The organism is Micrococcus sp. iso_229 (assembly GCF_058072725.1).
Window position 1 is genome coordinate 462,923 of sequence record NZ_CM176514.1, and the last position, 22,500, is coordinate 485,422.

The 22,500-nt window shown below is 72.2% G+C and carries 20 protein-coding genes; 13 read left to right on the forward strand and 7 right to left on the reverse strand.

The features are described 5' to 3' along the window. Positions 1–10 precede the first annotated feature (10 nt). From AC3RKA_RS02160 to purU, 3 genes are all read right to left on the reverse strand, one after another. On the reverse strand, positions 11–532 hold the full coding sequence (locus tag AC3RKA_RS02160) for a gamma carbonic anhydrase family protein (protein WP_010079367.1): 522 nt from the start codon (positions 530–532) through the stop codon (positions 11–13). Between the two features lie 9 nt (positions 533–541). Further along, positions 542–1,552 (reverse strand): IS481 family transposase, encoded by a 1,011-nt coding sequence (locus tag AC3RKA_RS02165; protein WP_324701571.1) that lies wholly within the window; start codon positions 1,550–1,552, stop codon positions 542–544. Between the two features lie 161 nt (positions 1,553–1,713). Then, positions 1,714–2,619, reverse strand: a complete 906-nt coding sequence (purU, locus tag AC3RKA_RS02170; RefSeq protein WP_036314586.1) for a formyltetrahydrofolate deformylase — start codon at positions 2,617–2,619, stop codon at positions 1,714–1,716. A 179-nt stretch (positions 2,620–2,798) separates the two neighbouring features. Here purU and AC3RKA_RS02175 point away from each other — a divergent pair, with 179 nt between their 5' ends. Next, a complete protein-coding gene (locus tag AC3RKA_RS02175; protein ID WP_423449887.1) occupies positions 2,799–4,376 on the forward strand; it encodes a hypothetical protein in 1,578 nt (525 codons plus the stop codon). Between the two features lie 105 nt (positions 4,377–4,481). Here the strand turns inward: AC3RKA_RS02175 and AC3RKA_RS02180 are convergent, their stop codons facing one another. Continuing rightward, entirely contained in the window at positions 4,482–5,996 is a 1,515-nt protein-coding gene (locus AC3RKA_RS02180; protein WP_002856605.1) for a catalase, read from the reverse strand. A gap of 227 nt (positions 5,997–6,223) precedes the next feature. Here AC3RKA_RS02180 and glyA point away from each other — a divergent pair, with 227 nt between their 5' ends. The 4 genes from glyA to AC3RKA_RS02200 all read left to right on the forward strand — a co-directional run bounded on the left by glyA (position 6,224) and on the right by AC3RKA_RS02200 (position 11,387). Further along, a complete protein-coding gene (glyA, locus tag AC3RKA_RS02185) occupies positions 6,224–7,504 on the forward strand; it encodes a serine hydroxymethyltransferase (protein ID WP_010079361.1) in 1,281 nt (426 codons plus the stop codon). Between the two features lie 7 nt (positions 7,505–7,511). Further along, positions 7,512–8,423, forward strand: coding sequence for a bifunctional methylenetetrahydrofolate dehydrogenase/methenyltetrahydrofolate cyclohydrolase (locus AC3RKA_RS02190; RefSeq protein ID WP_489727418.1), 912 nt, complete (start codon positions 7,512–7,514; stop codon positions 8,421–8,423). A gap of 129 nt (positions 8,424–8,552) precedes the next feature. Next, entirely contained in the window at positions 8,553–9,539 is a 987-nt protein-coding gene (locus tag AC3RKA_RS02195) for an ABC transporter ATP-binding protein (RefSeq protein ID WP_489727419.1), read from the forward strand. Positions 9,540–9,542: 3 nt separating this feature from the next. Beyond that, entirely contained in the window at positions 9,543–11,387 is a 1,845-nt protein-coding gene (locus AC3RKA_RS02200; RefSeq protein ID WP_489727420.1) for an ABC transporter permease, read from the forward strand. A gap of 16 nt (positions 11,388–11,403) precedes the next feature. Here AC3RKA_RS02200 and AC3RKA_RS02205 read toward each other — a convergent pair whose 3' ends face one another. Next, positions 11,404–12,906 carry an MFS transporter gene (locus AC3RKA_RS02205; RefSeq protein WP_489727421.1) on the reverse strand — a complete coding sequence of 501 codons (1,503 nt, stop codon included), beginning with the start codon at positions 12,904–12,906 and terminating at the stop codon, positions 11,404–11,406. 102 nt (positions 12,907–13,008) lie between these two features. Between AC3RKA_RS02205 and AC3RKA_RS02210 the strand changes: the two genes are divergently transcribed. The 8 genes from AC3RKA_RS02210 to AC3RKA_RS02245 all read left to right on the forward strand — a co-directional run bounded on the left by AC3RKA_RS02210 (position 13,009) and on the right by AC3RKA_RS02245 (position 19,720). Then, the gene (locus AC3RKA_RS02210; protein WP_060775500.1) at positions 13,009–13,572 is read left to right on the forward strand and encodes a hypothetical protein; all 564 of its coding nucleotides are present in this window, start codon (positions 13,009–13,011) and stop codon (positions 13,570–13,572) included. After that, positions 13,572–14,498 (forward strand): exodeoxyribonuclease III, encoded by a 927-nt coding sequence (locus tag AC3RKA_RS02215; RefSeq protein WP_063188981.1) that lies wholly within the window; start codon positions 13,572–13,574, stop codon positions 14,496–14,498. Before AC3RKA_RS02210 ends, AC3RKA_RS02215 begins: the two co-directional genes overlap by 1 nt. A gap of 26 nt (positions 14,499–14,524) precedes the next feature. Then, positions 14,525–15,607 (forward strand): tryptophan--tRNA ligase, encoded by a 1,083-nt coding sequence (gene trpS / locus AC3RKA_RS02220; protein ID WP_002856591.1) that lies wholly within the window; start codon positions 14,525–14,527, stop codon positions 15,605–15,607. Positions 15,608–15,789: 182 nt separating this feature from the next. Then, entirely contained in the window at positions 15,790–16,551 is a 762-nt protein-coding gene (locus AC3RKA_RS02225) for an ABC transporter ATP-binding protein (RefSeq protein WP_010079352.1), read from the forward strand. Beyond that, positions 16,548–17,831, forward strand: coding sequence for an ABC transporter permease (locus AC3RKA_RS02230; protein WP_489727422.1), 1,284 nt, complete (start codon positions 16,548–16,550; stop codon positions 17,829–17,831). Before AC3RKA_RS02225 ends, AC3RKA_RS02230 begins: the two co-directional genes overlap by 4 nt. Before the next feature lie 58 nt (positions 17,832–17,889). Beyond that, complete coding sequence (locus tag AC3RKA_RS02235; RefSeq protein WP_336265311.1) at positions 17,890–18,492, forward strand: hypothetical protein; 603 nt, start codon at positions 17,890–17,892, stop codon at positions 18,490–18,492. A 108-nt stretch (positions 18,493–18,600) separates the two neighbouring features. Beyond that, complete coding sequence (locus tag AC3RKA_RS02240; protein WP_336265313.1) at positions 18,601–19,185, forward strand: hypothetical protein; 585 nt, start codon at positions 18,601–18,603, stop codon at positions 19,183–19,185. 7 nt (positions 19,186–19,192) lie between these two features. Next, the gene (locus tag AC3RKA_RS02245; protein WP_095695385.1) at positions 19,193–19,720 is read left to right on the forward strand and encodes a hypothetical protein; all 528 of its coding nucleotides are present in this window, start codon (positions 19,193–19,195) and stop codon (positions 19,718–19,720) included. A gap of 178 nt (positions 19,721–19,898) precedes the next feature. On the opposite strand, the gene AC3RKA_RS02250 is transcribed toward AC3RKA_RS02245, so the two are convergent. Both AC3RKA_RS02250 and sdhA read right to left on the reverse strand, forming a co-directional pair. Then, positions 19,899–20,690, reverse strand: coding sequence for a succinate dehydrogenase iron-sulfur subunit (locus AC3RKA_RS02250; RefSeq protein WP_036381948.1), 792 nt, complete (start codon positions 20,688–20,690; stop codon positions 19,899–19,901). Then, positions 20,690–22,477: a succinate dehydrogenase flavoprotein subunit gene (gene sdhA / locus AC3RKA_RS02255; RefSeq protein WP_069941877.1), complete on the reverse strand. Its 1,788-nt coding sequence runs from the start codon at positions 22,475–22,477 to the stop codon at positions 20,690–20,692. The genes AC3RKA_RS02250 and sdhA overlap by 1 nt, the downstream gene beginning before the upstream one ends. Between the last annotated feature and the right edge of the window lie 23 nt (positions 22,478–22,500).

A 22,500-nucleotide genomic window follows, 5' to 3' on the forward strand; every position in this document is an offset into this window, starting at 1 on the left:
CGGGCCGAGTTCAGCCGGCGACGGCGTCCCGGTGCGCGGCGGACAGCCGCAGGTAGGTGGCCGCGTTCTTCTTCAGGCCCTCCCGCTCCTCGTCCGTGAGGGGGCGGCGGACCTTCGCGGGGACGCCCGCCACGAGCGAGCCGGCCGGGACCTGCGTGCCCTCGAGCACCAGGGCGCCGGCGGCCACGAGCGAGCCGGCGCCGATGACCGCGCCGTTCATCACCGTGGCGGACATGCCGATCAGGCAGTCGTCCTCCACGGTGGCCCCGTGCACCACGGCGGAGTGGCCCACGGAGACACCGGCGCCGAGGGTGCACGGGAAGCCCTCGTCCGCGTGCAGCACCACGTTGTCCTGCAGGTTGGTGCCCGCGCCGACCCGGATGGGGGCGGAGTCGCCGCGGGCGGAGGCGCCGTAGAAGGCGGAGGAGCGCTCGGCCATCTCGACGTCGCCGGTGATCGCGGCGGTCGGGGCGAGGAAGACGGACTCGTGGATGCGCGGGGTGGCACCCGCGACGGTGATGATGTGGGCCATGCCACCAGCCTAGGTGTAGGAGGGCATGACGTTGTTGACACGCACCGGGGCCAACGAGGCCGGTGGAGCATCTCCGCAGGAGGTATGCGGCCGATGGTAGTTGTAGTGATTCACCCACACCTGAAGGGCCTCACGCCGAGCCCGCTCTGAGGTGTAGGGGCGGGCGTAGAGGACCTCATCGACCATCAGCCGGTTGTACCGCTCGACCTTCCCGTTGTGCTTTGGCGTGTAGGGGCGGATCCGGTGATGCCGGCCCCCGAGAGAGACCACCTTCGCGGTGAAGTCCACGGCCCGGTAGTTGTTCCCGTTGTCCGTGACCACCCGGTCCGCGGTGATGCCGTGAGCGGCGAAGAACGCGCGGGCCCGGCAGTAGAACCCGATCGTGGTCACCGCCCGCTCATCCTCCAGCGCCTCCGTGTACGCCAGGCGGGTGAACCCGTCGATCGCCGAGTGTAGGTAGGTGTAGCCGACCCGCTGGCCAGACCCCCGCTTGGAAGCACGCCCCGCCTCACTGTCTCTTCCGTGGGCGCGCCAGCCTCCCCCTTCAGGGATGCGTCCGATCTTCTTCACGTCCAGGTGCACCATGTGCCCTGGCCCCCTCGCGGTGATCCTCCGGGCCGGCTGCCGGCGGAGGTCTTCTCCGGCTGGGGTCAGGTCCCGTAGGCGGGAGATCCCGGCCCGGTGCAGCCACCGCCCCACGGTGCGAAGACACACCTGGTGGCCCTCGCCGACCAGATGGTGATGGATGCGCCGGGCGGACCACTTCTCGGCCCGGCGCAGGGCCTCCAGCTCGGCCACGATCGCGGGGTCGAGCCGGGCAGGTGAGCGATGGGGCCGGCTCGACCGGTCTTGCAGTCCTGCCTCGCCTTCGGCACGGTAGCGGGCGACCCAGGTGGCCACCGTGGGCCGACTGACGCGGAACTCCGCGGCCACGTGGGACTGCGGGATCCCGTCGTTCAGGTGGCGGTGGACCATGCGCAGCCGGCCGGTGGGGGTCAGAGGTGCGTTAGCGTGAGTCACGAGCGGGCTTCCTTCCGCGGATGAGTGGATGTCGCAATTCCCATCCTGCGGGGCGGAGCCCGCTCGTCTCATCTCAGCCCGTGCCTCGTGTCAAGAACCTCATGACCCACAACACCTAGGCGGGCAGGACGACGGCGCCGCGTGGCGCCGTCGTCCCGGGCTCAGCTGAAGACGACGGTCCGCCGGCCGTCCGCGAGGACGCGGTGCTGGGCGTGCCAGCGCACGGCCTGCGCGAGCGTGGAGCCCTCGACGTCGCGGCCGCGGGCCACGAAGTCGGCGGCGGTCTGGGCGTGGGTCACCGGCTGCACGGACTGCGCGATGATCGGGCCCTCGTCCAGGTCGGCGGTCACGTAGTGGGCGGTGGCGCCGATGAGCTTCACGCCGCGTTCGTGCGCCTGGTGGTAGGGGCGGGCGCCCTTGAAGGAGGGCAGGAACGAGTGGTGGATGTTGATGGCCATCCCGGCCAGGTCCCGGCACAGCTCGTCCGAGAGGATCTGCATGTAGCGGGCCAGGACCACCAGCTCGATGTCGAACTGGGCGATCAGGTCGCGCAGCCGGTCCTCCGCGGCCTCCTTGGAGTCCCGGCTCGAGGGGTCCTTCGAGACGGGCACGTGGATGAAGGGCACGCCGTAGAAGGAGGCGAGCGGCTGCAGGTCCAGGTGGTTCGAGACCACCACGGGGATCTCGATGGGCAGGGTGCCGGCGCGCTGCTGGAAGAGCAGGTCGTTGAGGGTGTGCCCGTCCTTGGAGCACATCACGAGGGTGCGCATGCGCTGCGCCGCGTCCCACAGGCCCATGCGCATGCCGAACTCCTCGCGCACCGGCGCGAGCGCCTGCTCGATGTCCTCCCGCGTGGCCGGGGTCACGAACTCCACGCGCATGAAGAAGTCGCCGGTGTCCGGGGAGTCGTACTGCTGCGACTCGGTGATGTCCGCCTCCACGCCCAGCAGGGCGCCCGTCACGGCGTGCACGATGCCCTTGCGGTTCGTGCAGGCCAGCGTGAGCACGCGGGCGTGCTCCGCGCCGGAGGCGGGGGAGGGGCTGGGGGAGAGGGCTGCCGTGTCCATGGCGTCGATGGTAGGCGGTGCCGGCCGCGCGGAACCGCGGGATGACGGGGCTGATCCCTGGTCGGGGGGCCGGGCCCCGTGTCATCCTCAAGACCAGGTTCCCCGCCGCGCGGCGGCGCGGGAAGCAAGACGCGGCGCCCGGCCCGGCCGGTCGCCCCAGACGACCGAGGAGCACCCCCATGCCACAGTCCACCCTCTACTGGATCATCGCGGCGATCATCGTCGTGCTGCTGATCCTGATCATCCTCTCGGTGATCGCCTCCCGCCGTCGTCGCGAGGCCGAGGCCGAGGCGGCCGAGACCCGGTTCGAGCGCCGGGGCATCACCGCGGACGCCCCGGGTGAGCAGGCGGCCGCCGCCGCGGCCGCCCCCGCGGCCCCGACCCGCCTCTCCCGCCTGGACGAGGTGGCGGCCGAGAAGGACGTGCGCCCGGCGCCCGCCGTGAGGCCCGCCGGGGGTCTGGCTGCGTTCGACACCGCCGCGGCGGACCGCGAGACCGACGAGTCCGGCGCCGGCGTGGCCGGCGGTGCCGGGGTGACCGTGGACCAGCACGACGCCCCGAGCGCCGACGCCGCCGCTCAGACCCACCGCCGCGACGCCGCGGCTCCGGCCACCCGGGGCACTCTGCGCCCCGCTCCGGCGGCGCCGAGCACGGCGCGCGAGGCGGACACCGTGGGCCTGGGCGCGGCCGGTGTGGCCGGCGGCTCCGGCGTCACCCTGGACGAGCAGACGCCCGCGGCGGACGTCCCGGCGACCCCGGCCTCCCCGTCCCCGGTGACCGAGACCCCCGCCCCGGCGGCACCGGCCGCCGAGGCTCCGCAGCACAGGAGCCACCTCACCCCGGCTCCCGAGCACGTGCACGGGACCGTCCCCGCCGCCGAGGTCGCCACCGAGCACACCCCCACCAAGGAGTTCGCCACGGACGCGATCCCCGTCCCGCAGGGCGAGCACCTCGAGACGCACACGGTCGCCACCACCGCGCACGGCTCGGTCACCGTCGTGGCCGCCGAGTTGGACCAGGCCCAGCAGGCCGGCGCCGCCGGGGCGGATCGCTCGGCCGCCGGGGCCCTGCGCATCGACGGCACGCCCGGGGTGCCCGGGCGCGTGGCCGAGGCGGACCGCGAGCCGGCGCGTACCGAGGACCATCGCGTGGACGCCGCGCAGCCGGCGGCGGTCGAGCCCGCAGCCGAGCGCCCTTCCCTCGAGGCCGCCCCGGCCACCCGCCGGGCCGAGGCCCCGGAGACCCACGCCGGCACCACGCCGGCCACGCCCCTGGGCGGCGCGCCGGAGCTGGATCCGACCGCGACCTCGTCCGACCGTGCGGAGGACGCCACCCCGGCGACCCGCCGCGAGGCCCGCGCCGCGCAGTCGGCGGCAGCCGCCGGGGCCGCCGGGACCGCCGGGACTGCTGGGACCGCCGGGACTGCTGCGCCGACGTCGTCGACGCCCACGACCGTGGCCCCGGACACCTCCACCTCCTCCGCCCCCACGGATGAGGAGCCCGCCGAGGACGACACCGAGGGCGCCGCCCTCCCGGACCTGCGGGCGGACCGCGACGAGACCCGAGCCTCGGACGCCGAGGGCGGGTCGAAGCTGGCCCAGGCCGGCGCCGTGGCGGCCTCCGCGTTCGAGACCGTGCGTGACAAGGTCGCCGTCCCGCTGCGGGACAACGTGGCCGTGCCCGCCAAGGATAAGGTCGTGAAGGTGGTCAAGGACAAGCTGTCCCAGGCGCAGGAGCGCCGCTGGGGCAAGCGCTGACCGGAACAACCGCCCCACGACGACGGCGGCCGCCCCCTCGTGTGAGGGAGCGGCCGCCGTGCGTTCAGCGGAGCCCGCGCGGGCGCCCGCCGGGGGAGGGAGCCGTCAGATGCGGGCCTCGCCGCCGGCCTCGACGCCCGGGATGCCGTCGCCCTCGTGGCGCTTGACCTCGTCCTCGATGCGCTGGCCGATCGTGGCGTCCACGTTCTTCCAGTACTCGAAGGCGCGGGCCTGGACGTCCTGGCGGACACCCTTCAGCGCGCCGGACACGGTCTCCACGAAGTCGTCACGCTCCTGGTCCGAGAAGACCTCGCGGACGAGGGTGCCGGCCTGGCCGAAGTCGTCGTCGTCCGCGCGCAGGGCCTGGGCCTCGCGGGTCAGGGTGCCGTCGGCCTCCCAGCCGTCGTCCACCGGGCCGGTCTCGTCCGACCAGGAGTCGCCGTTGGAGTTCGGCACGTAGGTGGATCGGTCGCCGGTGTGGTCGTACCACATCTGGCCGTCGAAGGCGTAGTTGTGCACCGCGTTCTTGGGACGGTTCACCGGCAGCTGGTTCACGTGGGCGCCCACGCGGTACAGCTGGGCGTCGTGGTACGCGAAGGCGCGGCCCAGGAGCATGCGGTCCGGGGAGAGGCCGATGCCCGGCACGGTGTTGCTCGGGCTGAACGCGGCGGACTCGATCTGCGCGAAGTGGTTCTCCGGGTTGCGGTTCAGGGTCAGCGTGCCGACCTTGATGCGCGGGTAGTCCTTCTTGGAGATCGTCTTCGTCAGGTCGAAGGGGTTGAACCGGTAGGTCTTGCCCTCCTCGTAGGGGATCGCCTGGATGTAGAGGTCCCACTTGGGGTGGTCGCCCTTGGCGATGGACTCGAACAGGTCCTGGCGGTGGAAGTCGGCGTTCTCGCCGGCGATCTTGGTGGCCTCGTCGTTCGAGAGGCCGTGCACGCCCTGCTGGGAGATGAAGTGGTACTTCACCCAGTGCTTCTCGCCCTGGGCGTTGACCCACAGGTAGGTGTGGGAGCCGTAGCCGTTCATCTCACGCCAGGTGCGGGGCAGGCCGCGCGGGCCCATCAGGTAGGTGACCTGGTGGGCGGACTCGGGGTTGTTGGTCCAGAAGTCCCACTGCATGGTGGCATCGCGCAGGCCGGAGTCCGGCAGACGCTTCTGCGAGCGGATGAAGTGGGTGAACTTCATCGGGTCACGCAGGAAGAAGACCGGGGTGTTGTTGCCGACGATGTCGTAGTTGCCCTCCTCGCTGTAGAAGCGCAGCGCGAAGCCGCGCACGTCGCGCCAGGTGTCCGGGGAGCCGAGCTCGCCGGCCACGGTGGAGAAGCGCAGGAGGGTCTCGGTCTTCGTGCCGGGCTGGAACACGAGGGCCTTGGTGTACTTCGACACGTCCTCGGTCACCTCGAACTCGCCGAACGCGCCGGAGCCCTTGGCGTGCGGGCGGCGCTCCGGGATGTTCATGCGGTTGAAGTGCTGGTGGGTCTCCAGCAGGTGGGTGTCGTGCAGGACGATGGGCCCCTCGCTGCCCACGGTCAGGGACTGGCGGTCGCTGACGGCCGGGGCGCCGTTCTGGCGGGTGGAACCGGTCGCGTGCGGGGTCGTCTTCTGGTACTCCGTCATGGAACTCTCCTTCGTCGATCGACGTCGGCCGCGCACCGATCGGCGCGGTGGGCGGCGTCACCCCCGATCTTGGCATATTTCTGAATCAGTCAAAAGAACCGTGTGCCGGGGTCGGTCGCCGGGGCCGCGGGCCGCCGTCGCGCAGGACCGACGACGGCGCCCGGTCACTAGGATGGAGGGCACCGGAGCCTTCCGGCCGCACAGACCCCCGTTCGAAGGGAACCCCCGTGACGCAGACGCCCGACATCAACACCCAGCCCCTCGCCGAGGTGGACCCGGAGATCGCCGCGGCGCTCGCGGACGAGCTCGGCCGCCAGCGGGGCACGCTCGAGATGATCGCCTCGGAGAACTTCGTGCCGCGCGCCATCCTCGAGACGCAGGGCTCGGTGCTGACCAACAAGTACGCGGAGGGTTACCCGGGCCGCCGCTACTACGGCGGCTGCGAGTTCGTGGACGTGGCCGAGAACCTGGCCATCCAGCGCGCCAAGGACCTGTTCGGCGCCGAGCACGCCAACGTCCAGCCGCACGCCGGCGCCCAGGCCAACGTGGCCGTGATGACCTCGCTGCTGGACCACGGGGACACGATGATGGGCCTGTCCCTGGCGCACGGCGGCCACCTGACGCACGGCATGAAGCTGAACTTCTCCGGCAAGAACTACAGCATCGCCGCGTACGAGGTGGAGCCGGACACCCACCGCATCGACATGGACAAGGTGCGCGAGAAGGCCCTCGAGGCCCGTCCCAAGGTGATCGTGGCCGGCTGGTCCGCGTACCCCCGCCAGCTCGACTTCGCCGCCTTCCGCTCGATCGCGGACGAGGTCGGCGCCCGGCTCTGGGTGGACATGGCCCACTTCGCCGGCCTCGTGGCCGCCGGCCTGCACCCGAACCCGGTGCCGCACGCCGACGTCGTCTCCTCCACCGTGCACAAGACCCTCGCCGGCCCCCGTTCGGGCTTCATCCTCTCCACCGAGGAGCTGAAGAAGAAGATCGACTCCGCCGTGTTCCCGGGTCAGCAGGGCGGCCCGCTGATGCACGCGATCGCGGGCAAGGCCGTGGCCTTCAAGATCGCCGGCTCCGCAGACTTCAAGGAGAAGCAGGAGCGCACCCTGGCCGGCGCGCAGATCCTGGCCGAGCGCCTGACCGCCCCGGACATGGCCGAGCACGGCATCTCGGTGCTCACCGGCGGCACGGACGTGCACCTGGTCCTCGTGGACCTGCGCGAGTCCCAGCTGGACGGCAGGCAGGGCGAGGACATCCTGCACGAGGTCGGCATCACCGTGAACCGCAACTCGGTGCCGTGGGACCCGCGTCCGCCGATGACCACCTCCGGCCTGCGCATCGGCACCCCCGCGCTGGCCTCCCGCGGCTTCGGCGAGGCCGAGTTCCGCGAGGTGTCCGACGTCATCGCCGAGGCCCTCAAGCCGAGCCCGGACGTGGAGGCGCTGCGCGCCCGCGTCGTGAAGCTCACCGAGGACTTCCCGCTGTACGACGGCCTCGAGGGCTGGTGAGCCGCCGATGACCGCGAAGGTCCTGGACGGCAAGGCCACCGCCGCCGCGATCAAGGAGGAGCTGCGCGGCCGCGTGGCCGCCCTCGCCGAGCGCGGGCACACCCCGGGCCTCGGCACCCTGCTCGTCGGCGAGGACGCCGGCTCGCAGAAGTACGTGGCGGGCAAGCACCGCGACTGCGCCGAGGTGGGCATCGAGTCCATCCAGCGTGAGCTGCCCGCGGACGCGACACAGGAGCAGATCCTCGACGTCGTGCGCGAGCTGAACGAGGACCCGGCCTGCACGGGCTACATCGTCCAGCTGCCGCTGCCGAAGCACGTGGACACCCAGAAGGTGCTCGAGGCCATCGACCCGGACAAGGACGCGGACGGCCTGCACCCCATGAACCTGGGCCGGCTCGTGGCCTCGGTCGGCGGCGAGCTGGACTCGCCGCTGCCGTGCACCCCGGCCGGCTGCGTCGAGCTGCTGCGCCACCACGGTGTGGAGCTGGCCGGCAAGCACGTGCTCGTGATCGGCCGCGGCGTGACCATCGGCCGGCCCGCCGGCCTCGTGCTCACCCGCCGCGAGGTCAACGCCACCGTGACCCTGGCCCACACCGGCACCACGAACCTCGACGAGCTGCTGGCGAGCGCCGACGTCGTGATCGCCGCCGCCGGCTCCGCCTACATGGTGAAGCCGGAGCAGGTCAAGGAGGGCGTGATCGTCCTGGACGTGGGCGTCTCCCGCGTGACCGGGGAGGACGGGAAGTCCCGCGTCCTGGGTGACGTGGACCCGGCCGTGAAGGAGAAGGCGTCCTGGATGGCGCCGAACCCGGGCGGCGTCGGTCCGATGACCCGCGTCATGCTGCTGGCGAACGTCGTCGAGGCCGCCGAGCGCGCCGCCGACGGCGAGGACTGGGCGGGGGAGCGGGCCGGAGCCTGACCTCTCCCACTTCCGCGACCAACCCTGCGATATGGCCCCCATCCACCCCGGATGGGGGCCATATCGCAGGGTTCGCCGCCGAGGGGGCGGGACGCGTGCGGGCGGGTGGTGCGCCTATGCTGTCGGCTTGTGAGTCACACCACTCTGCCCGCCGCCCCGGCCCCCGCCTCCGTCATCCGTGCCCGTGGGCTGCGCAAGCAGTACGGCGAGTTCCACGCCGTGAAGGGCATCGACCTGGACGTGCGCCCCGGCGAGTGCTTCGGCCTGCTCGGCCCCAACGGCGCGGGCAAGTCCACCACCATGCGCATGCTCGCGGGCACCTCGCAGCGCACCGCGGGCGAGCTGACCATCCTGGGCATCGACCCGGAGGAGGACGGGCCGGCCGTGCGCGCGCGCCTAGGCGTGGTGCCCCAGCAGGACAACCTGGACGAGGAGCTCACCGCCCGGGAGAACATCCTGATCTACGGCCGCTACTTCGGCCTGCCCTACTCGTACCTGCGGCCCAAGGCCGAGGAGCTGCTGGCCTTCGCCCAGCTCACCGAGAAGGCGGACGCCAAGGTCACCGACCTCTCCGGCGGCATGAAGCGCCGGCTCGTGATCGCCCGCGCCCTGGTCAACGAGCCGGCCCTCTTCCTCCTCGACGAGCCCACCACGGGCCTGGACCCGCAGGCCCGCCACATCCTGTGGGACCGCCTCTACCGGCTCAAGGAACGCGGCACCACGCTGCTGCTGACCACGCACCACATGGACGAGGCCGAGCAGCTGTGCGACCGGCTCGTCGTCGTCGACGGCGGCGAGATCATGGCCGCCGGCACCCCCGCCGAGCTCATCCGCGAGTACGCCTCCCGCGAGGTCCTCGAGGCGCGCTTCGGCGCGGACCGCAACGAGGCCGCGGCCCGCACCGTCCAGGCCCACGCGGGTGACGGCGTCGTGCACCGCGTCGAGGTCCTCCCGGACCGCGTCCTCGTCTACGCCCGGCGCGCGGACGACCTGCACGACGTCGTGCAGCGCCTCGTCGACGAGGGCGCCCTGCCCGCCCCCGTCACCACGCTGACCCGCCGCGCGAGCCTCGAGGACGTGTTCCTCATCCTCACCGGCCGCACCCTGGTGGACTGACCCGTGCCGTCCCCCACCACGCCCGCCGGGCCGCTGCGCCCGCCGCACACCGCCGCCGAGTCCGCGGAGCGTGTGAGGCGCCGCGGCGTCCTGCTCTACGCCGAACACCAGCTGCGGAACATGCGTCGCTACGGCGCGGTGCTGCTCGTCGGGGCGCTCGGCGAGCCCGTGCTCTACCTGCTGGCCATGGGCCTGGGCCTGGCCCAGCTCATGGGCGGGGGGATGCCGCAGGACGCCCTGGGCGGGGTCTCCTACGTCGCGTTCATCGCCCCGGCGCTGCTGGCCTCGGGCGCGCTGATGACCGCGTCCGTCGAGTTCTCCTACCCGGTGATGGGCGGGTTCCAGTGGCAACGCACGTACTACGCGGCGCAGGCCACTCCGCTGTCTCCGGCGCAGATCGCCCTGGGCCACCTCGTGGCGGTGAGCCTGCGGTTCGTGTTCCAGGCCGCCGTGTTCCTGCTGGTGATGTTGGCGTTCGGCGTGGTCTCGAGCCCGTGGGCGTGGGTGCAGGTCCTCACCGCCACGCTCGGCGGGCTCGCCGTCGGCGCGCCGATCATGGCGTTCGCCGCCTCCCTGAAGGAGGACAAGGGCCAGTTCGCCACCCTGCAGCGGCTCGTGGTCATGCCCCTGTTCCTGTTCTCCGCCACCTTCTACCCGCTGGACGCACTGCCCGTGTGGCTGCGCTGGATCGGCTGGCTCTCCCCGCAGTGGCATGCCGCCCAGCTCGGCCGCGTGCTCTCCTACGGGATGGCCGAGCCGGTCTGGCTCACCGTGGTGCATGTGGCGTTCCTGCTGGTTCTCGCGCTCGGCGGGGCCTGGCTCGCGGTGCGGATCTACACGCGCCGCCTCGGCTGGGTCCGCGGCACCCCGGACCGCGACGCCGTCACGGCCGCCCGCCGGGACCGTGCCCCGCGCCTGGGCCGCCGTGCCGCGCGCACCGGGGCCGCCCGCGCCGACGTCACGCCCGCCGCCGCGCAGGCGGGCCCGGCCGCGCCGTCGTCGTCGGTGGTGCGGGAACACGCCGCCGCCGTGCCGCCGATGCCCGAGATCCCCGTGCGCCGCGGCCCGCTGGCCGGCGCGTACTCGGGCAACGTGCGCGCGGTGATGGAGCGGGCGTTCCTGTCCCTGAAGTCCAACAACTGGGTGGTGTTCTTCTCCGGGTTCTTCGAGCCCGTGCTCTACCTGGCCTCCATGGGCCTGGGGCTCGGCGCGCTGGTCGGCGACGTGGCCGGCCCGGACGGCACCCCCGTCCCGTACGGCATGTACCTCGCCCCCGCACTGCTGGCGGTCTCGGCGATGAACGGCGCCATCTACGACTCCACGTGGAACGTGTTCTTCAAGCTGCGCTACGCGAAGACGTACCAGACCATGCTCTCCACGCGGCTGGGCCCGCTGGACGTGGCCCTCGGGGAGATCGCGATGGCGCTGCTGCGCGGGCTGATCTACGCGGTCGGCTTCCTGATCGTCATGACCGTGGCCGGGCTCGTCACCTCGTGGACGGCGCTGCTCATGATCCCCGGCGCCCTGCTCGTGGCGCTGGGCTTCGCCTCCCTCGGCATGGCGGTGACGAGCTGGATGAAGACGTTCCAGCACATGGACTGGATCCAGATCGTGCTGATGCCCATGTTCCTGTTCTCGGCCACGTTCTTCCCGCTCGCGGTCTACCCGGAGCCGATCCAGTGGGTGATCCGCGTGTTCCCGCTGTGGCACGCCGTGGAGATGATGCGTGCGCTCGCGGTGGGCGTGCTGAGCTGGGCGACCGCCGGCCACGTCCTCTACTTCGTGGTGATGGCCGGCGTCGGGGTGTGGCTCGCCGCCCGCCGGCTCGGCGCACTGTTCCTGCGCTGAGGCCCCCGCGGGCCGGTCAGGCCGCGCGCACCGCGCGGCGCCGCCGGACCACGTCCAGGGCCGCGACCGCGGCGGTGAGCGCCCAGCACACGGCCACCATGCCCATGGCGGTCGAGGCCGCGTGTGCGTACGCCGCGGCCGACGGCGGCCCGGCGCTCTGGGCTGCGGCGCCGGCCAGGGCCGCGAAGAACGCGCCCGTCACCACGGACAGGCCCAGGGCGGTGCCGAGGCGCTGCGCCGTCTGGGCGACGCCGCCAGCCGCCCCCGCCTCGTGGCCGGCGACGTCGTCCATCATCAGCACCTGCGTGCTGGTGAGCAGCAGGGCCTGCGAGGCCGACTGCACGATCAGCCCCACCCCCACGATCCACGGCGACCACGCGCCGGCCGCGCTGCGCTCGAACGCGAGCGCGAGCACCCCCAGCGACACGAGGCCCACGAGGGCGCCGAGCAGCACGAGCACGGGCCCGCGCCGCTGCACCATCGAGCCCACCCACGGGGACAGGGAGGCCACGACGACGGCGCCGGGCAGGCCCACGAGGCCGGCCTCGAGCGGCGTGAACCCCATGCCGCGCTGCAGGAAGATCGCCACGATCGCGAACACCGCCGGCATCGTCGCCAGGTAGATGGTGGACTCGAGCGCGCCGATCGTGAAGGACGGCCGCCGGAACAGGGTCGGGTCCACCATGGGCTGCACGCCGGTGGCCGCCGCCCGGGCCTTCACGCGCTTCTCCCAGAGCCACCACGCCGTCACGAGCGCGGCGGCGAGCACCAGCAGCCCGGCGGTGCCCGGGACGATGAACGGCACCATGAGGCTCACCCCGCCGGCACCGAGCAGCAGGGCGCCCACCGGGTCGAGCGCGGCGATCCCGCGCGGTCCGGGGGCGGCGGGCAGGCCGTGCACGCGGGTGGGCGGCGGCAGCCAGAGGGCGCCCATCGCGACGGCGGCCAGGCCCACGGGCACGTTCATGAGGAACGTGGAGCGCCAGCCCCACTCGGGACCGAACGCGCCGAGGAACAGCCCGCCGAGCAGGGGTCCCACGGCCACGCCGAGGCCCACCACGGTGCCGAAGAGCCCGTAGGCCCGCCCGCGGGCGCGGCCGTGGAAGTTCGACTGGATGAACCCGATGACCTGGGGGTTGAACACACCCGCGCCCAGGCCCGTGAGCAGGCGCCCCGCGTTGAGCAGCAGGGTGTCCCCGGCCAGGCCGGAGAGCAGGGAGCCGAGCATGTACAGCGTGATGCCCGCCAGGAACAGGCTCTTGCGGCCCCACAGGTCGCCGGCGCGGCCCGCGGCCACGAGCACGGTGCCGAACGTCAGCGTGTACCCCGCCAGCACCCACTGCAGATCCGCGCTCGTGGCGTCCAGGCCCGACTCGATGGCCGGCAGCGCCACGTTCACCACGGACACGCTCATCAGAGCGAGGAAGAGCGGCATGAGCAGCGCGGTGAGGATGCGGCGCTGGTCGGAGGTGAAGGCCCCGGACGCGGGGTCGGCGGGGCGCGGGGGGCGGGGGGTCATCGCCTCAGGATAGGCGCCGACGCGGGACGCCCGATTCGGAGCGCACCCCACGATGCGGGATGATGGAGGGCAGACCCCACGAGCCCCTCCGGAGGAGCACCCATGTCCCAGTCCCTGACCCCCGGTCCCGACGGCGCGCGCCGCGGCCCCCGCGCCGGCCTGCGCGTGGGATCGCTCGGCTTCGTCGCGATGATCGTCATCCTGATCGTGGCGATCATCTTCGCCGCGAACCAGAACGACGTGATCGGGTGGCTCGTGGTCGCCGTCGCCGCCGGCTGGCTCGTGTTCGCGGTGGTCGTGTTCCTGCAGATGCGCCGCGGCGTCCAGGCCGCGGGCCGCAAGGTGGACACCGCCATGCAGAACGCCCGCGCCGACGTCGCCGCCCTGCGCGGCCGGGACACCGACGCCGCCGCCCCCGCGGTGGCCCCGTCGGCGCCGGCCGCGGACCCCCTGCGGGACACCAAGCTGGACCACTCGTTCAAGATCGCCCAGGTGCAGGTGCGCGTGGTGCGCGAGCAGCTCGCCGCGGGCGAGGGCATGGACCGCGAGATGGTGGACCGCGCCCTGGAGACCATCGACATCACGGCCTCCAACGCCCGCGACATGATCAAGGAGTCCCGGGCCGGTGGCGCCGAGGGTCCGGTGAGCGGGACGGTGATCGGCTGATGACGGCGCTGCCCGAGAAGGACCCCGTCACCGGGAAGTACCCCGAGCCCGCCGAGGGCGAGCCCGTGGTGCACGCCAACGCCGGGGCGCCCAAGGCCGACGGCGCCGTGCGCGTGGCCACCGTGAACGTCAACGGCATCCGCGCCTCGCACCGCAAGGGCATGCGGGAGTGGTTCGCCGGCCGCGGCGTGGACGTGCTCACCCTCCAGGAGGTGCGCGCCCCCGCGGACGTCACGGCGCAGCTGGTCCGCGAGATCGTGGGCGAGGACTGGGACGAGGTGCACCTGGCCGACGCCGTGGCCGCCGCCAAGGGGCGGGCCGGCGTCGCGATCGCCTCGCGGTTCCCGCTGGGCGAGGTCCGCACGGGCATCGCCGACGCCGACGGGTACTTCGACGATGCCGGCCGCTGGATCGAGGCCGACCTGCGCCTGCCGGACGGCTCGCCGCTGACCGTGGTCTCCGCGTACGTGCACTCGGGCGAGGTCGACACCCCGAAGCAGGTGGACAAGTACCGGTTCCTCGACGAGATGGTCCGCCGCCTCTCCGAGCTGGCCGCGGGGGAGGGGCACGCCCTCGTCACGGGCGACCTCAACGTGGGCCACACCGAGCTGGACATCAAGAACTGGAAGGGCAACGTGAAGAAGGCCGGCTTCCTGCCGGAGGAGCGCGCCTACTTCGACCGGTTCTTCGGCGAGCTCGGCTTCACGGACGTGCACCGAGCCCTCGCCGGGCCGGTGCCGGGCCCGTACACGTGGTGGTCCATGCGGGGCAAGGCCTTCGACAACGACGCCGGATGGCGCATCGACTACCACATGGCGACCGCGGGCCTGGCCGAGCGGGCGAGGACCGCCGTCGTGGACCGCGCCCCCAGCTGGGGCACCCGCTTCTCCGACCACGCCCCGCTCGTGGTCGACTACCAGTTCTGACCGTGCAGGAGAGACCCGAGGCTGAGATGACCATGAAGAAGAACTCCGTCCAGGACGTCCTGGCCCAGGACGCCGCCGCCACCGCCCACCTGGCCGGCGCGTCCGCCCGGCACCGCGTGCTCTCCGGCATGCAGCCCTCGGCGGACTCCCTCCACCTGGGCAACTACCTCGGCGCCCTCGTGAACTGGGAGCGCACCCAGGCCGACTTCGAGGCGTTCTTCTTCATCCCCGACCTGCACGCCATCACCGTGCCCCAGGACCCGGCAGCCCTGGCGGAGCGCACGCGGGTGGCCGCCGCGCAGTTCATCGCCGGCGGCATCGACCCCGAGCGCTCCACGCTGTTCGTCCAGTCCCAGGTGCCCGAGCACGCGCAGCTTGCCTGGGTGCTGACCTGCATGACCGGCATGGGCGAGGCCATGCGGATGACCCAGTTCAAGGACAAGTCCGCCAAGCAGGGCGCGGACGCGGCCGGCGTCGGCCTGCTCGCGTACCCCATGCTCATGGCCGCGGACATCCTGCTCTACCAGCCGCACGGCGTGCCCGTGGGCGACGACCAGCGCCAGCACGTGGAGCTCACCCGCGACCTCGCCCAGCGCTTCAACCATCGCTACGGCGAGACGTTCGTGGTGCCCACCGGCTTCTACCCGGAGACCGGCGCGCGCATCTACGACCTGCAGGACCCCACGTCGAAGATGTCCAAGTCCGCGGCGTCCCCGAACGGGCTCATCAACATCCTCGAGGAGCCGAAGAAGACCGCCAAGAAGATCAAGTCGGCCGTGACCGACGACGGCACCGAGGTGCGCTTCGACCGCGAGGCCAAGCCCGGCGTCTCCAACCTGCTGACCATCCTCTCCGCGGTGTCCGGCACGCCGATCCCGCAGCTCGAGGAGGAGTTCGTCGGCAAGATGTACGGGCACCTCAAGGTCGCGGTGGCGGACGCCGTCGTCGAGCGCCTGGCCCCCGTGCGCGAGCGCGCCCTCGCGCTGCTGGACGACCCCGCCGAGCTGGACCGCATCCTCGCCGCCGGCGCCGAGAAGGCCCGCGCCGTGGCCACGCCCGTGCTCGAGGACGTCTACGCCAAGGTCGGCTTCCTGCCGCCGCTGCGCTGAGCCGGACCGCACCGGCCTCCCCGACGACGGCCTGCGTCCCCGACCTGCGGGGGATGCGGGTCGTCGTGTTTCTCCGACTCGAGGTGGAGGCGGCGGCGTGTGCGCGGCTGTCAGGATGGAGGCACCGCCCCCGCTCCTGCCGCCGTGGGGGCGTGCCCCACCGACAGAGGAGTGCCGGAGCCATGTCCACCGCAGTCGCGACCCCCGGGGTCGCCGAGGTCCCGCCCGGGGCCGAACCCGTCCTGGAGACGGAGAACCTCGTCAAGGTCTACGGCCGCGGGGCGTCCCGCTTCGACGCGCTGAAGGGCATCACCCTGCAGATCCAGCGCGGCGAGTCCCTGGCCGTCGTCGGCAAGTCCGGCTCCGGCAAGTCCACCCTGATGCACCTGCTGGCGCTGCTGGACCAGCCCTCCGCCGGCGTCGTCGCGATGGACGGCCGTCCCGTCTCCCAGCTCAAGGCCGCGGAGATCTCGCAGCTGCGCAACGAGCGGTTCGGCTTCGTGTTCCAGCAGTTCTTCCTGAACCCGAACCAGACGGTCCTGGAGAACACCGTGCTGCCGCTGAAGATCGCCGGCGTGGGCCGGGCCGAGCGCACCCGCCGCGGCATGGCGGTGCTCGAGCGGCTCGAGCTCGCGGACAAGGCGAAGAACAAGGCCACGGACCTCTCCGGCGGCCAGAAGCAGCGCGTGTGCATCGCCCGCGCGCTCGTGAACAACCCGACGGTGCTCTTCGCGGACGAGCCCACGGGCAACCTGGACTCCGCCACCTCGGCGGCCGTGGAGGACATCCTCTTCGGCCTGCACCGGGACGAGGGCATCACCCTCGTGGTGGTCACGCACGACGACGACCTGGCCGCGAAGTGCGACCGTCGCGTCGAGCTGCAGGACGGCGTGGTCATCGCCGACGAGCGCGTCGGCACCGAGCGGGACGGAGCACGGGCATGAAGGTCACCGACGTCGCGGGCACGGCGCTCGCCAACACGATGCGCTCCAAGCTGCGCACCTTCCTCACCGTCGTCGCGATCGTGATCGGCGCATTCACGCTGACCCTCACCACGGGGCTCGGCGCGGGCATCAACAAGTACGTGGACAACGTGGTCGAGGGCTTCGGCAAGCCCGGCGAGCTGACCGTGATGAAGCAGCAGGACATGTCCTCGGCCGGCGCGGCGAGCGGTTCGCCCCAGGAGTACACGGAGCAGGACGCCGCCGGCGGCGAGATGTTCGGCATGCCGCTGCTCACGCAGGAGGACCTCGCCGCGATCGAGGACACCGAGCACGTCACCGAGGTGAAGACCTATCGGGTGGCCGAGCCGGAGTACATCCAGGGCCCGGACGACCGCAAGTGGCAGACCGGCTTCATGGGCAGCTCCGGTGAGATCGACATGCTCACCTTCTCCGCCGGCCGTGCCCCCGAGGCCGGCGCCGACGAGATCGCCATGCCCGAGTCGTGGGTGGCGGACCTGGGCGCCGGCGACGCCGAGGACCTGATCGGCACGGAGCTGACCGTCGTGGCGGCGACCCCGCTGCAGGAGCAGAAGTCCGTGAAGGCCACCGTGGTCGGTGTGACGGAGGCGGCCGCGTCCGGTGCGGGCACCGCCCCAACGCCGTCGGAGTCGCTCGAGCAGGCGATCTACGACATCACGACGGAGGGCCTGCCGGAGTCCCAGCGGGACACCTACTTCCAGGCCACGGCGATCGTCGAGGACCCGGAGGCGAACGAGGAGGCCGTGAAGCAGGCGCTGGCCGACCAGGGCCTGCTGGCACAGACCCTCGAGGAGCAGCTCGGCGTGATCCGCGGCATCATCGACGCCGTCACGTGGGTGCTCACCGGCTTCGCGCTCATCGCCCTGCTCGCCGCCAGCTTCGGCATCATCAACACCCTGCTCATGGCGGTGCAGGAGCGCACCCGGGAGATCGGCCTCATGAAGGCCCTCGGCATGACCGGCGGGAAGATCTTCGGCCTGTTCACCATGGAGGCCGTCGTGATCGGCCTGCTCGGCTCGCTGATCGGCATCGGCCTGGGCGTCGCCGTCGGCCTCATCGCGAACCAGGTGCTGACCACCGGCCCCCTCAGCGGCGTCACCGGCCTGGTCCTGTTCGCCGTCAACCCCCTCGCCCTGCTGCTGATCCTGCTGCTGATCGTGGCCATCGCGTTCATCGCCGGCACCTTGCCCGCCCTGCGTGCGGCCCGGAAGGATCCCATCGAGGCCCTGCGCCACGAGTGATGCTGCCGCCGCGTCCGTCACCGCCATCACCGTCACCCACGACACCGAGGAGCACACCATGACCACCGATCGACCGCACCAGGACCCGAACCCGGGTCAGCCCGCCGCGGGCTCCCGCTACGGCACGCAGCCCTACGCGGCCCCGGGCTACGGCGCCCAGCCGGGCAGCCCGTACGGGGTCGTCCCGGAGCCGACCGCGTTCCCCGCCCTCCTGACGCTGACGCTCACGTCGCTCGCGCTGTACGTGCTGTCCTCCCTGCCGGCCCTGTTCGGCGGCGAGGAGAGCATCGAACGCATGCGGGACTCCCTTCGCCAGAGCGGCCTCACCCCGGAGCAGGTGGAGGAGATCGCGCCCGTCGTGGGCGCCTCCGTGACGGTGGGCTCGATCATCGTCCTGCTCATCGGCGTGGCCCTGTACGCCCTGGTGTACTTCAACCTCCGCAGGGCCGAGAACTGGGCCCGCATCCTCGGCATCGTCTTGGCGATCCTGGGCACCCTCAGCGCCGTCGGCGGCATCTTCTCCTTCGTGACCTTCCCCGGCATCGGCGGCGTCCTGGCCTCCGTGCTGAGCCTGGCGCTGGTGATCGTGAACATCCTGTGGCTGGTCAAGGCCTTCAACCCGCAGGTCGCGGCCTACACCCGTCAGGGCCGCCGCGCCTGATCCCGACGCCGTTCGCCGGCGGCGAGTCCGGGGTCGCCAGCCCTCGCCCCGGCGTCGGCCAGCGGAGACCATGGCGACATGGCCTCCGATCATCGACCCCCGCATCCCGTGTCCCCCCATCCCGACGACCTGGACGGCGGCGGGCGGCCCGAAGTGGGCCCGGATGAGGCGCGGCGGCGCATCGCCGGGCACTCCGGTCCGGACGCCCGCCCGCTGATCCGCCCCGACGCCCGTACCCCCGGCGTGTTCCGGGCGCTGCTCGGGCTGACGGTGGCATCCGCGGTCCTCTACGCCGCGTCGATCCTGCGCAACCTCCTCCCGGGCGCGGCCCAGGACGTCGCGGACTCGCTGCCGGAGGGCAGCGCGCAGTCGCCCGCGATGACCGCCGAGGCGATCGAGGGCGCCCTCACCGGCAGCGTCTGGTTCGCGACCCTGCTGGGCCTGGCGGTCTACGCGATCGTCCTCGTCGGCCTGACCCGGCGCAGCAACACGGCGCGCATCATGGGCGCCCTGTTCGCCTCGATCGCCATCTTCGTGACCCTGCTGGGGACCATCCGCCTGTTCGTCTTCCCCGCCGGGGACGTCGTGCTGCCCCTGGTCCTGGGCGGGCTGTTCGCGGTCGTGAACGCGGCCTGGCTCGTGTGCGCGTTCAACCCGGGCCTCGCGACGACCTTCCTGCGCCGCCGGGCATGATGGGGGCATGCACCCCCTCGCCGACGATCCCCACGACGCCACGGACCGCGACCCCGCCCCCGATCGCGCGGCCCTGCGTCCCCTGCGCCTGTTCCAGACCGTCACGGCCGTCACGGGCGCACTGAGCGCGGCCGGCGTGGGGGGCGTGTTGGCGCTGCAGTCGGCGCCCGGCTACGCCCGTGCCGTGCTGGAGGCGCGCTCCTGGGGCGCGAGCGAGGTCACCGACGCCGACGTCGCCGCGTTCCTCACCCCGGCGGGGGCGTGGCCGGTGGCCGCCGCGGCGGTGGTCGTCCTGACCCTGGTGCTCCTGGCCGGCATCACGCGTCGGATCCGGGCGGTGCGCCCCGTGGGCAGCGTGTTCGTGGTGCTGGGGATGCTCACGGCGGCCTTCTGGATGGTCGACGGCGGGCGGATGGTGCAGGCCGGGGGAGGGGGGCCGGTCGTGCTGGGGGCCGTCGTCGGGATGCTCGTATCGAGCGCGGTGTGGCTGCGTGTGGCGCACCGGCGGGAGACGCGCGCCGCCTTCGACGGCTGAGCTCGCACCGCCTCCGCCCCCGGTCCCGCCCCCGTCCCCGCGCTGAGGCCCGCACACACGCCGCTACGCCGGGCCGGTGACGGCGCGTCTGCGGGCCTCGGCGGAAGGGGCTCCGCCCACGACGACGGCGGCCCGCCTCCTCGCGTGAGGAGACGGGCCGCCGTCGTGGTGCGGGGGATCAGAACTGGCGGGCCAGGATGGCCTGCTTCACCTCGGCGATCGCCTTGGTCACCTGGATGCCGCGGGGGCACGCGTCGGTGCAGTTGAAGGTCGTGCGGCAGCGCCACACGCCCTCCTTGTCGTTCAGGATCTCCAGGCGCATGTCGCCGGCCTCGTCACGCGAGTCGAAGATGAACCGGTGCGCGTTGACGATGGCGGCCGGGCCGAAGTACTGGCCGTCCGTCCAGAACACCGGGCAGGACGAGGTGCACGCGGCGCACAGGATGCACTTCGTGGTGTCGTCGTAGATCGCCCGGTCGGCCTGGGACTGGTAGCGCTCCTTGGTGGGCGCGTGGCCCTCGGCGACCAGGAACGGCATGATCTCGCGGTAGGACTGGAAGAACGGGTCCATGTCCACGATCAGGTCCTTCTCCACCGGCAGGCCCTTGATGGGCTCCACCAGGATGGGCTTGGACAGGTCGAGGTCCTTCAGGAGCGTCTTGCAGGCCAGGCGGTTGCGCCCGTTGATGCGCATGGCGTCGGAGCCGCACACGCCGTGGGCGCAGGAGCGGCGGAACGACAGGGTGCCGTCGTGGTCCCACTTGACCTTGTGCAGGGCGTCCAGCACGCGGTCGGTGCCGTACATGGTCAGGCGCCACTCGTCCCAGTAGGACTCCTCGGAGGACTCCGGGAGGTAGCGGCGGACCTTGAGCACGATGTCGAAGCTCTCGACCTCGCCTGCGCCGCCGCCGGCGGACTGGGTCTGCGCCTGGGCCACGGGGGCCTCGGTCTCGGTTGCTGAGTGGCTCATCAGTACTTACGCTCCATCGGCTGGTAACGGGTCACGACGACGGGCTTGGTCTCGAAGCGGATGCCCTTGACGCCCTCCATCTCCGCGGTCTCGTCACGGTAGATCATGGTGTGCGCCATGAAGTTCTCGTCGTCGCGATCGGGGTAGTCCTCGCGGTAGTGGCCGCCGCGGGACTCCTTGCGGCCCAGGGCCGCGAGGGTCATCGCCTCGGCGATGTCCAGGAGGTAGCCCAGCTCCATGCCCTCGAGCAGGTCGAGGTTGAAGCGGTGGCCCTTGTCCTGGACGGACACGTTCTCGTAGCGCCCGCGCAGCTCCTCGATCTTGGCCAGTGCGCGGCGGATCGAGTCCTCGTCGCGGAAGACCTGCATGTCCGCGTCCATGGACTCCTGGAGCTCGGCGCGGATGTCCGCGACGCGCTCGGAGCCGGTGGCGGAGCGCAGGTTCTCGATGTGCTCCACGGTCGGCAGCTCGCCGCCCTCGGGCAGCTCCACCCAGTCCGCCTGCGCGGCGTACTCGGCGGCGTAGATGCCGGCGCGGCGGCCGAACACGTTGATGTCCAGCAGCGAGTTGGTGCCCAGGCGGTTGGACCCGTGCACGGACACGCAGGCCACCTCACCGGCGGCGTACAGGCCCGGCACGACGGTGTCGTTGTCCTGGAGGACCTCGGCCTTGATGTTCGTGGGGATGCCGCCCATGAAGTAGTGGCAGGTGGGGAACACCGGCACCGGCTCCGTGTAGGGCTCGACGCCCAGGTACGTGCGGGCGAACTCGGTGATGTCCGGGAGCTTCTCGTCGATGTGCGAGGGCTCCAGGTGCGTCAGGTCGAGCAGCACGTAGTCCTTGTTGGGGCCGGCGCCGCGGCCCTGACGGACCTCCTCGGCCATGGACCGGGCCACGATGTCGCGCGGGGCGAGGTCCTTGATGGTGGGGGCGTAGCGCTCCATGAAGCGCTCGCCGTCCGCGTTGCGGAGGATGCCGCCCTCGCCGCGTGCGGCCTCGGAGAGCAGGATGCCCAGGCCGGCCAGGCCGGTCGGGTGGAACTGCACGAACTCCATGTCCTCGAGCGGCAGACCCGCGCGGTAGGCGATGGCCATGCCGTCGCCGGTGAGGGTGTGGGCGTTCGAGGTGGTCTTGTACACCTTGCCGGCGCCGCCGGTGGCGAAGATGACCGACTTGGCCTGGAAGACGTGGATCTCGCCGGTGGCCAGCTCGTAGGAGACGACGCCGGCGGTGCGCTTCTGCTTGTAGGCGGTGCCGTCCTCGCGCACGGCGTCCTCCTCCACCAGCAGCAGGTCGAGCACGTAGAACTCGTTGAAGAACTCCACGTTGTGCTTGACGCAGTTCTGGTACAGCGTCTGGAGGATCATGTGGCCGGTGCGGTCCGCGGCGTAGCAGGCGCGGCGCACGGGCGCCTTGCCGTGGTCACGGGTGTGGCCGCCGAAGCGGCGCTGGTCGATCTTGCCCTCGGGGGTGCGGTTGAAGGGCAGGCCCATCTTCTCGAGGTCGAGCACCGCGTCGATGGCCTCCTTGGCCATGACCTCCGCGGCGTCCTGGTCCACCAGGTAGTCGCCGCCCTTGACGGTGTCGAACGTGTGCCACTCCCAGTTGTCCTCCTCGACGTTGGCGAGGGCCGCGCACATGCCGCCCTGGGCCGCGCCGGTGTGGGAACGCGTGGGGTAGATCTTGGTGAGGACGGCGGTGTGCGCGCGCTGACCGGCCTCGATGGCCGCGCGCATGCCCGCGCCGCCGGCGCCGACGATCACCACGTCGTACTTGTGCACCTGCATTCAGGTCTCTCTTTCTGGGTGTC

Excerpts from the sequence above, each read along its gene's own strand:
- purU (WP_036314586.1), bottom strand. The coding sequence starts at position 2,619 with ATGGACACGGCAGCCCTCTCCCCCAGCCCCTCCCCCGCCTCCGGCGCG.
- trpS (WP_002856591.1), top strand. The coding sequence starts at position 14,525 with ATGACCATGAAGAAGAACTCCGTCCAGGACGTCCTGGCCCAGGACGCC.
- sdhA (WP_069941877.1), bottom strand. The coding sequence starts at position 22,477 with ATGCAGGTGCACAAGTACGACGTGGTGATCGTCGGCGCCGGCGGCGCG.
- AC3RKA_RS02235 (WP_336265311.1), top strand. The coding sequence starts at position 17,890 with ATGACCACCGATCGACCGCACCAGGACCCGAACCCGGGTCAGCCCGCC.
- AC3RKA_RS02190 (WP_489727418.1), top strand. The coding sequence starts at position 7,512 with ATGACCGCGAAGGTCCTGGACGGCAAGGCCACCGCCGCCGCGATCAAG.
- AC3RKA_RS02215 (WP_063188981.1), top strand. The coding sequence starts at position 13,572 with ATGACGGCGCTGCCCGAGAAGGACCCCGTCACCGGGAAGTACCCCGAG.
- AC3RKA_RS02225 (WP_010079352.1), top strand. The coding sequence starts at position 15,790 with ATGTCCACCGCAGTCGCGACCCCCGGGGTCGCCGAGGTCCCGCCCGGG.
- AC3RKA_RS02230 (WP_489727422.1), top strand. The coding sequence starts at position 16,548 with ATGAAGGTCACCGACGTCGCGGGCACGGCGCTCGCCAACACGATGCGC.
- AC3RKA_RS02160 (WP_010079367.1), bottom strand. The coding sequence starts at position 532 with ATGGCCCACATCATCACCGTCGCGGGTGCCACCCCGCGCATCCACGAG.
- AC3RKA_RS02250 (WP_036381948.1), bottom strand. The coding sequence starts at position 20,690 with ATGAGCCACTCAGCAACCGAGACCGAGGCCCCCGTGGCCCAGGCGCAG.
- AC3RKA_RS02210 (WP_060775500.1), top strand. The coding sequence starts at position 13,009 with ATGTCCCAGTCCCTGACCCCCGGTCCCGACGGCGCGCGCCGCGGCCCC.
- AC3RKA_RS02245 (WP_095695385.1), top strand. The coding sequence starts at position 19,193 with ATGCACCCCCTCGCCGACGATCCCCACGACGCCACGGACCGCGACCCC.
- AC3RKA_RS02205 (WP_489727421.1), bottom strand. The coding sequence starts at position 12,906 with ATGACCCCCCGCCCCCCGCGCCCCGCCGACCCCGCGTCCGGGGCCTTC.
- AC3RKA_RS02175 (WP_423449887.1), top strand. The coding sequence starts at position 2,799 with ATGCCACAGTCCACCCTCTACTGGATCATCGCGGCGATCATCGTCGTG.
- AC3RKA_RS02180 (WP_002856605.1), bottom strand. The coding sequence starts at position 5,996 with ATGACGGAGTACCAGAAGACGACCCCGCACGCGACCGGTTCCACCCGC.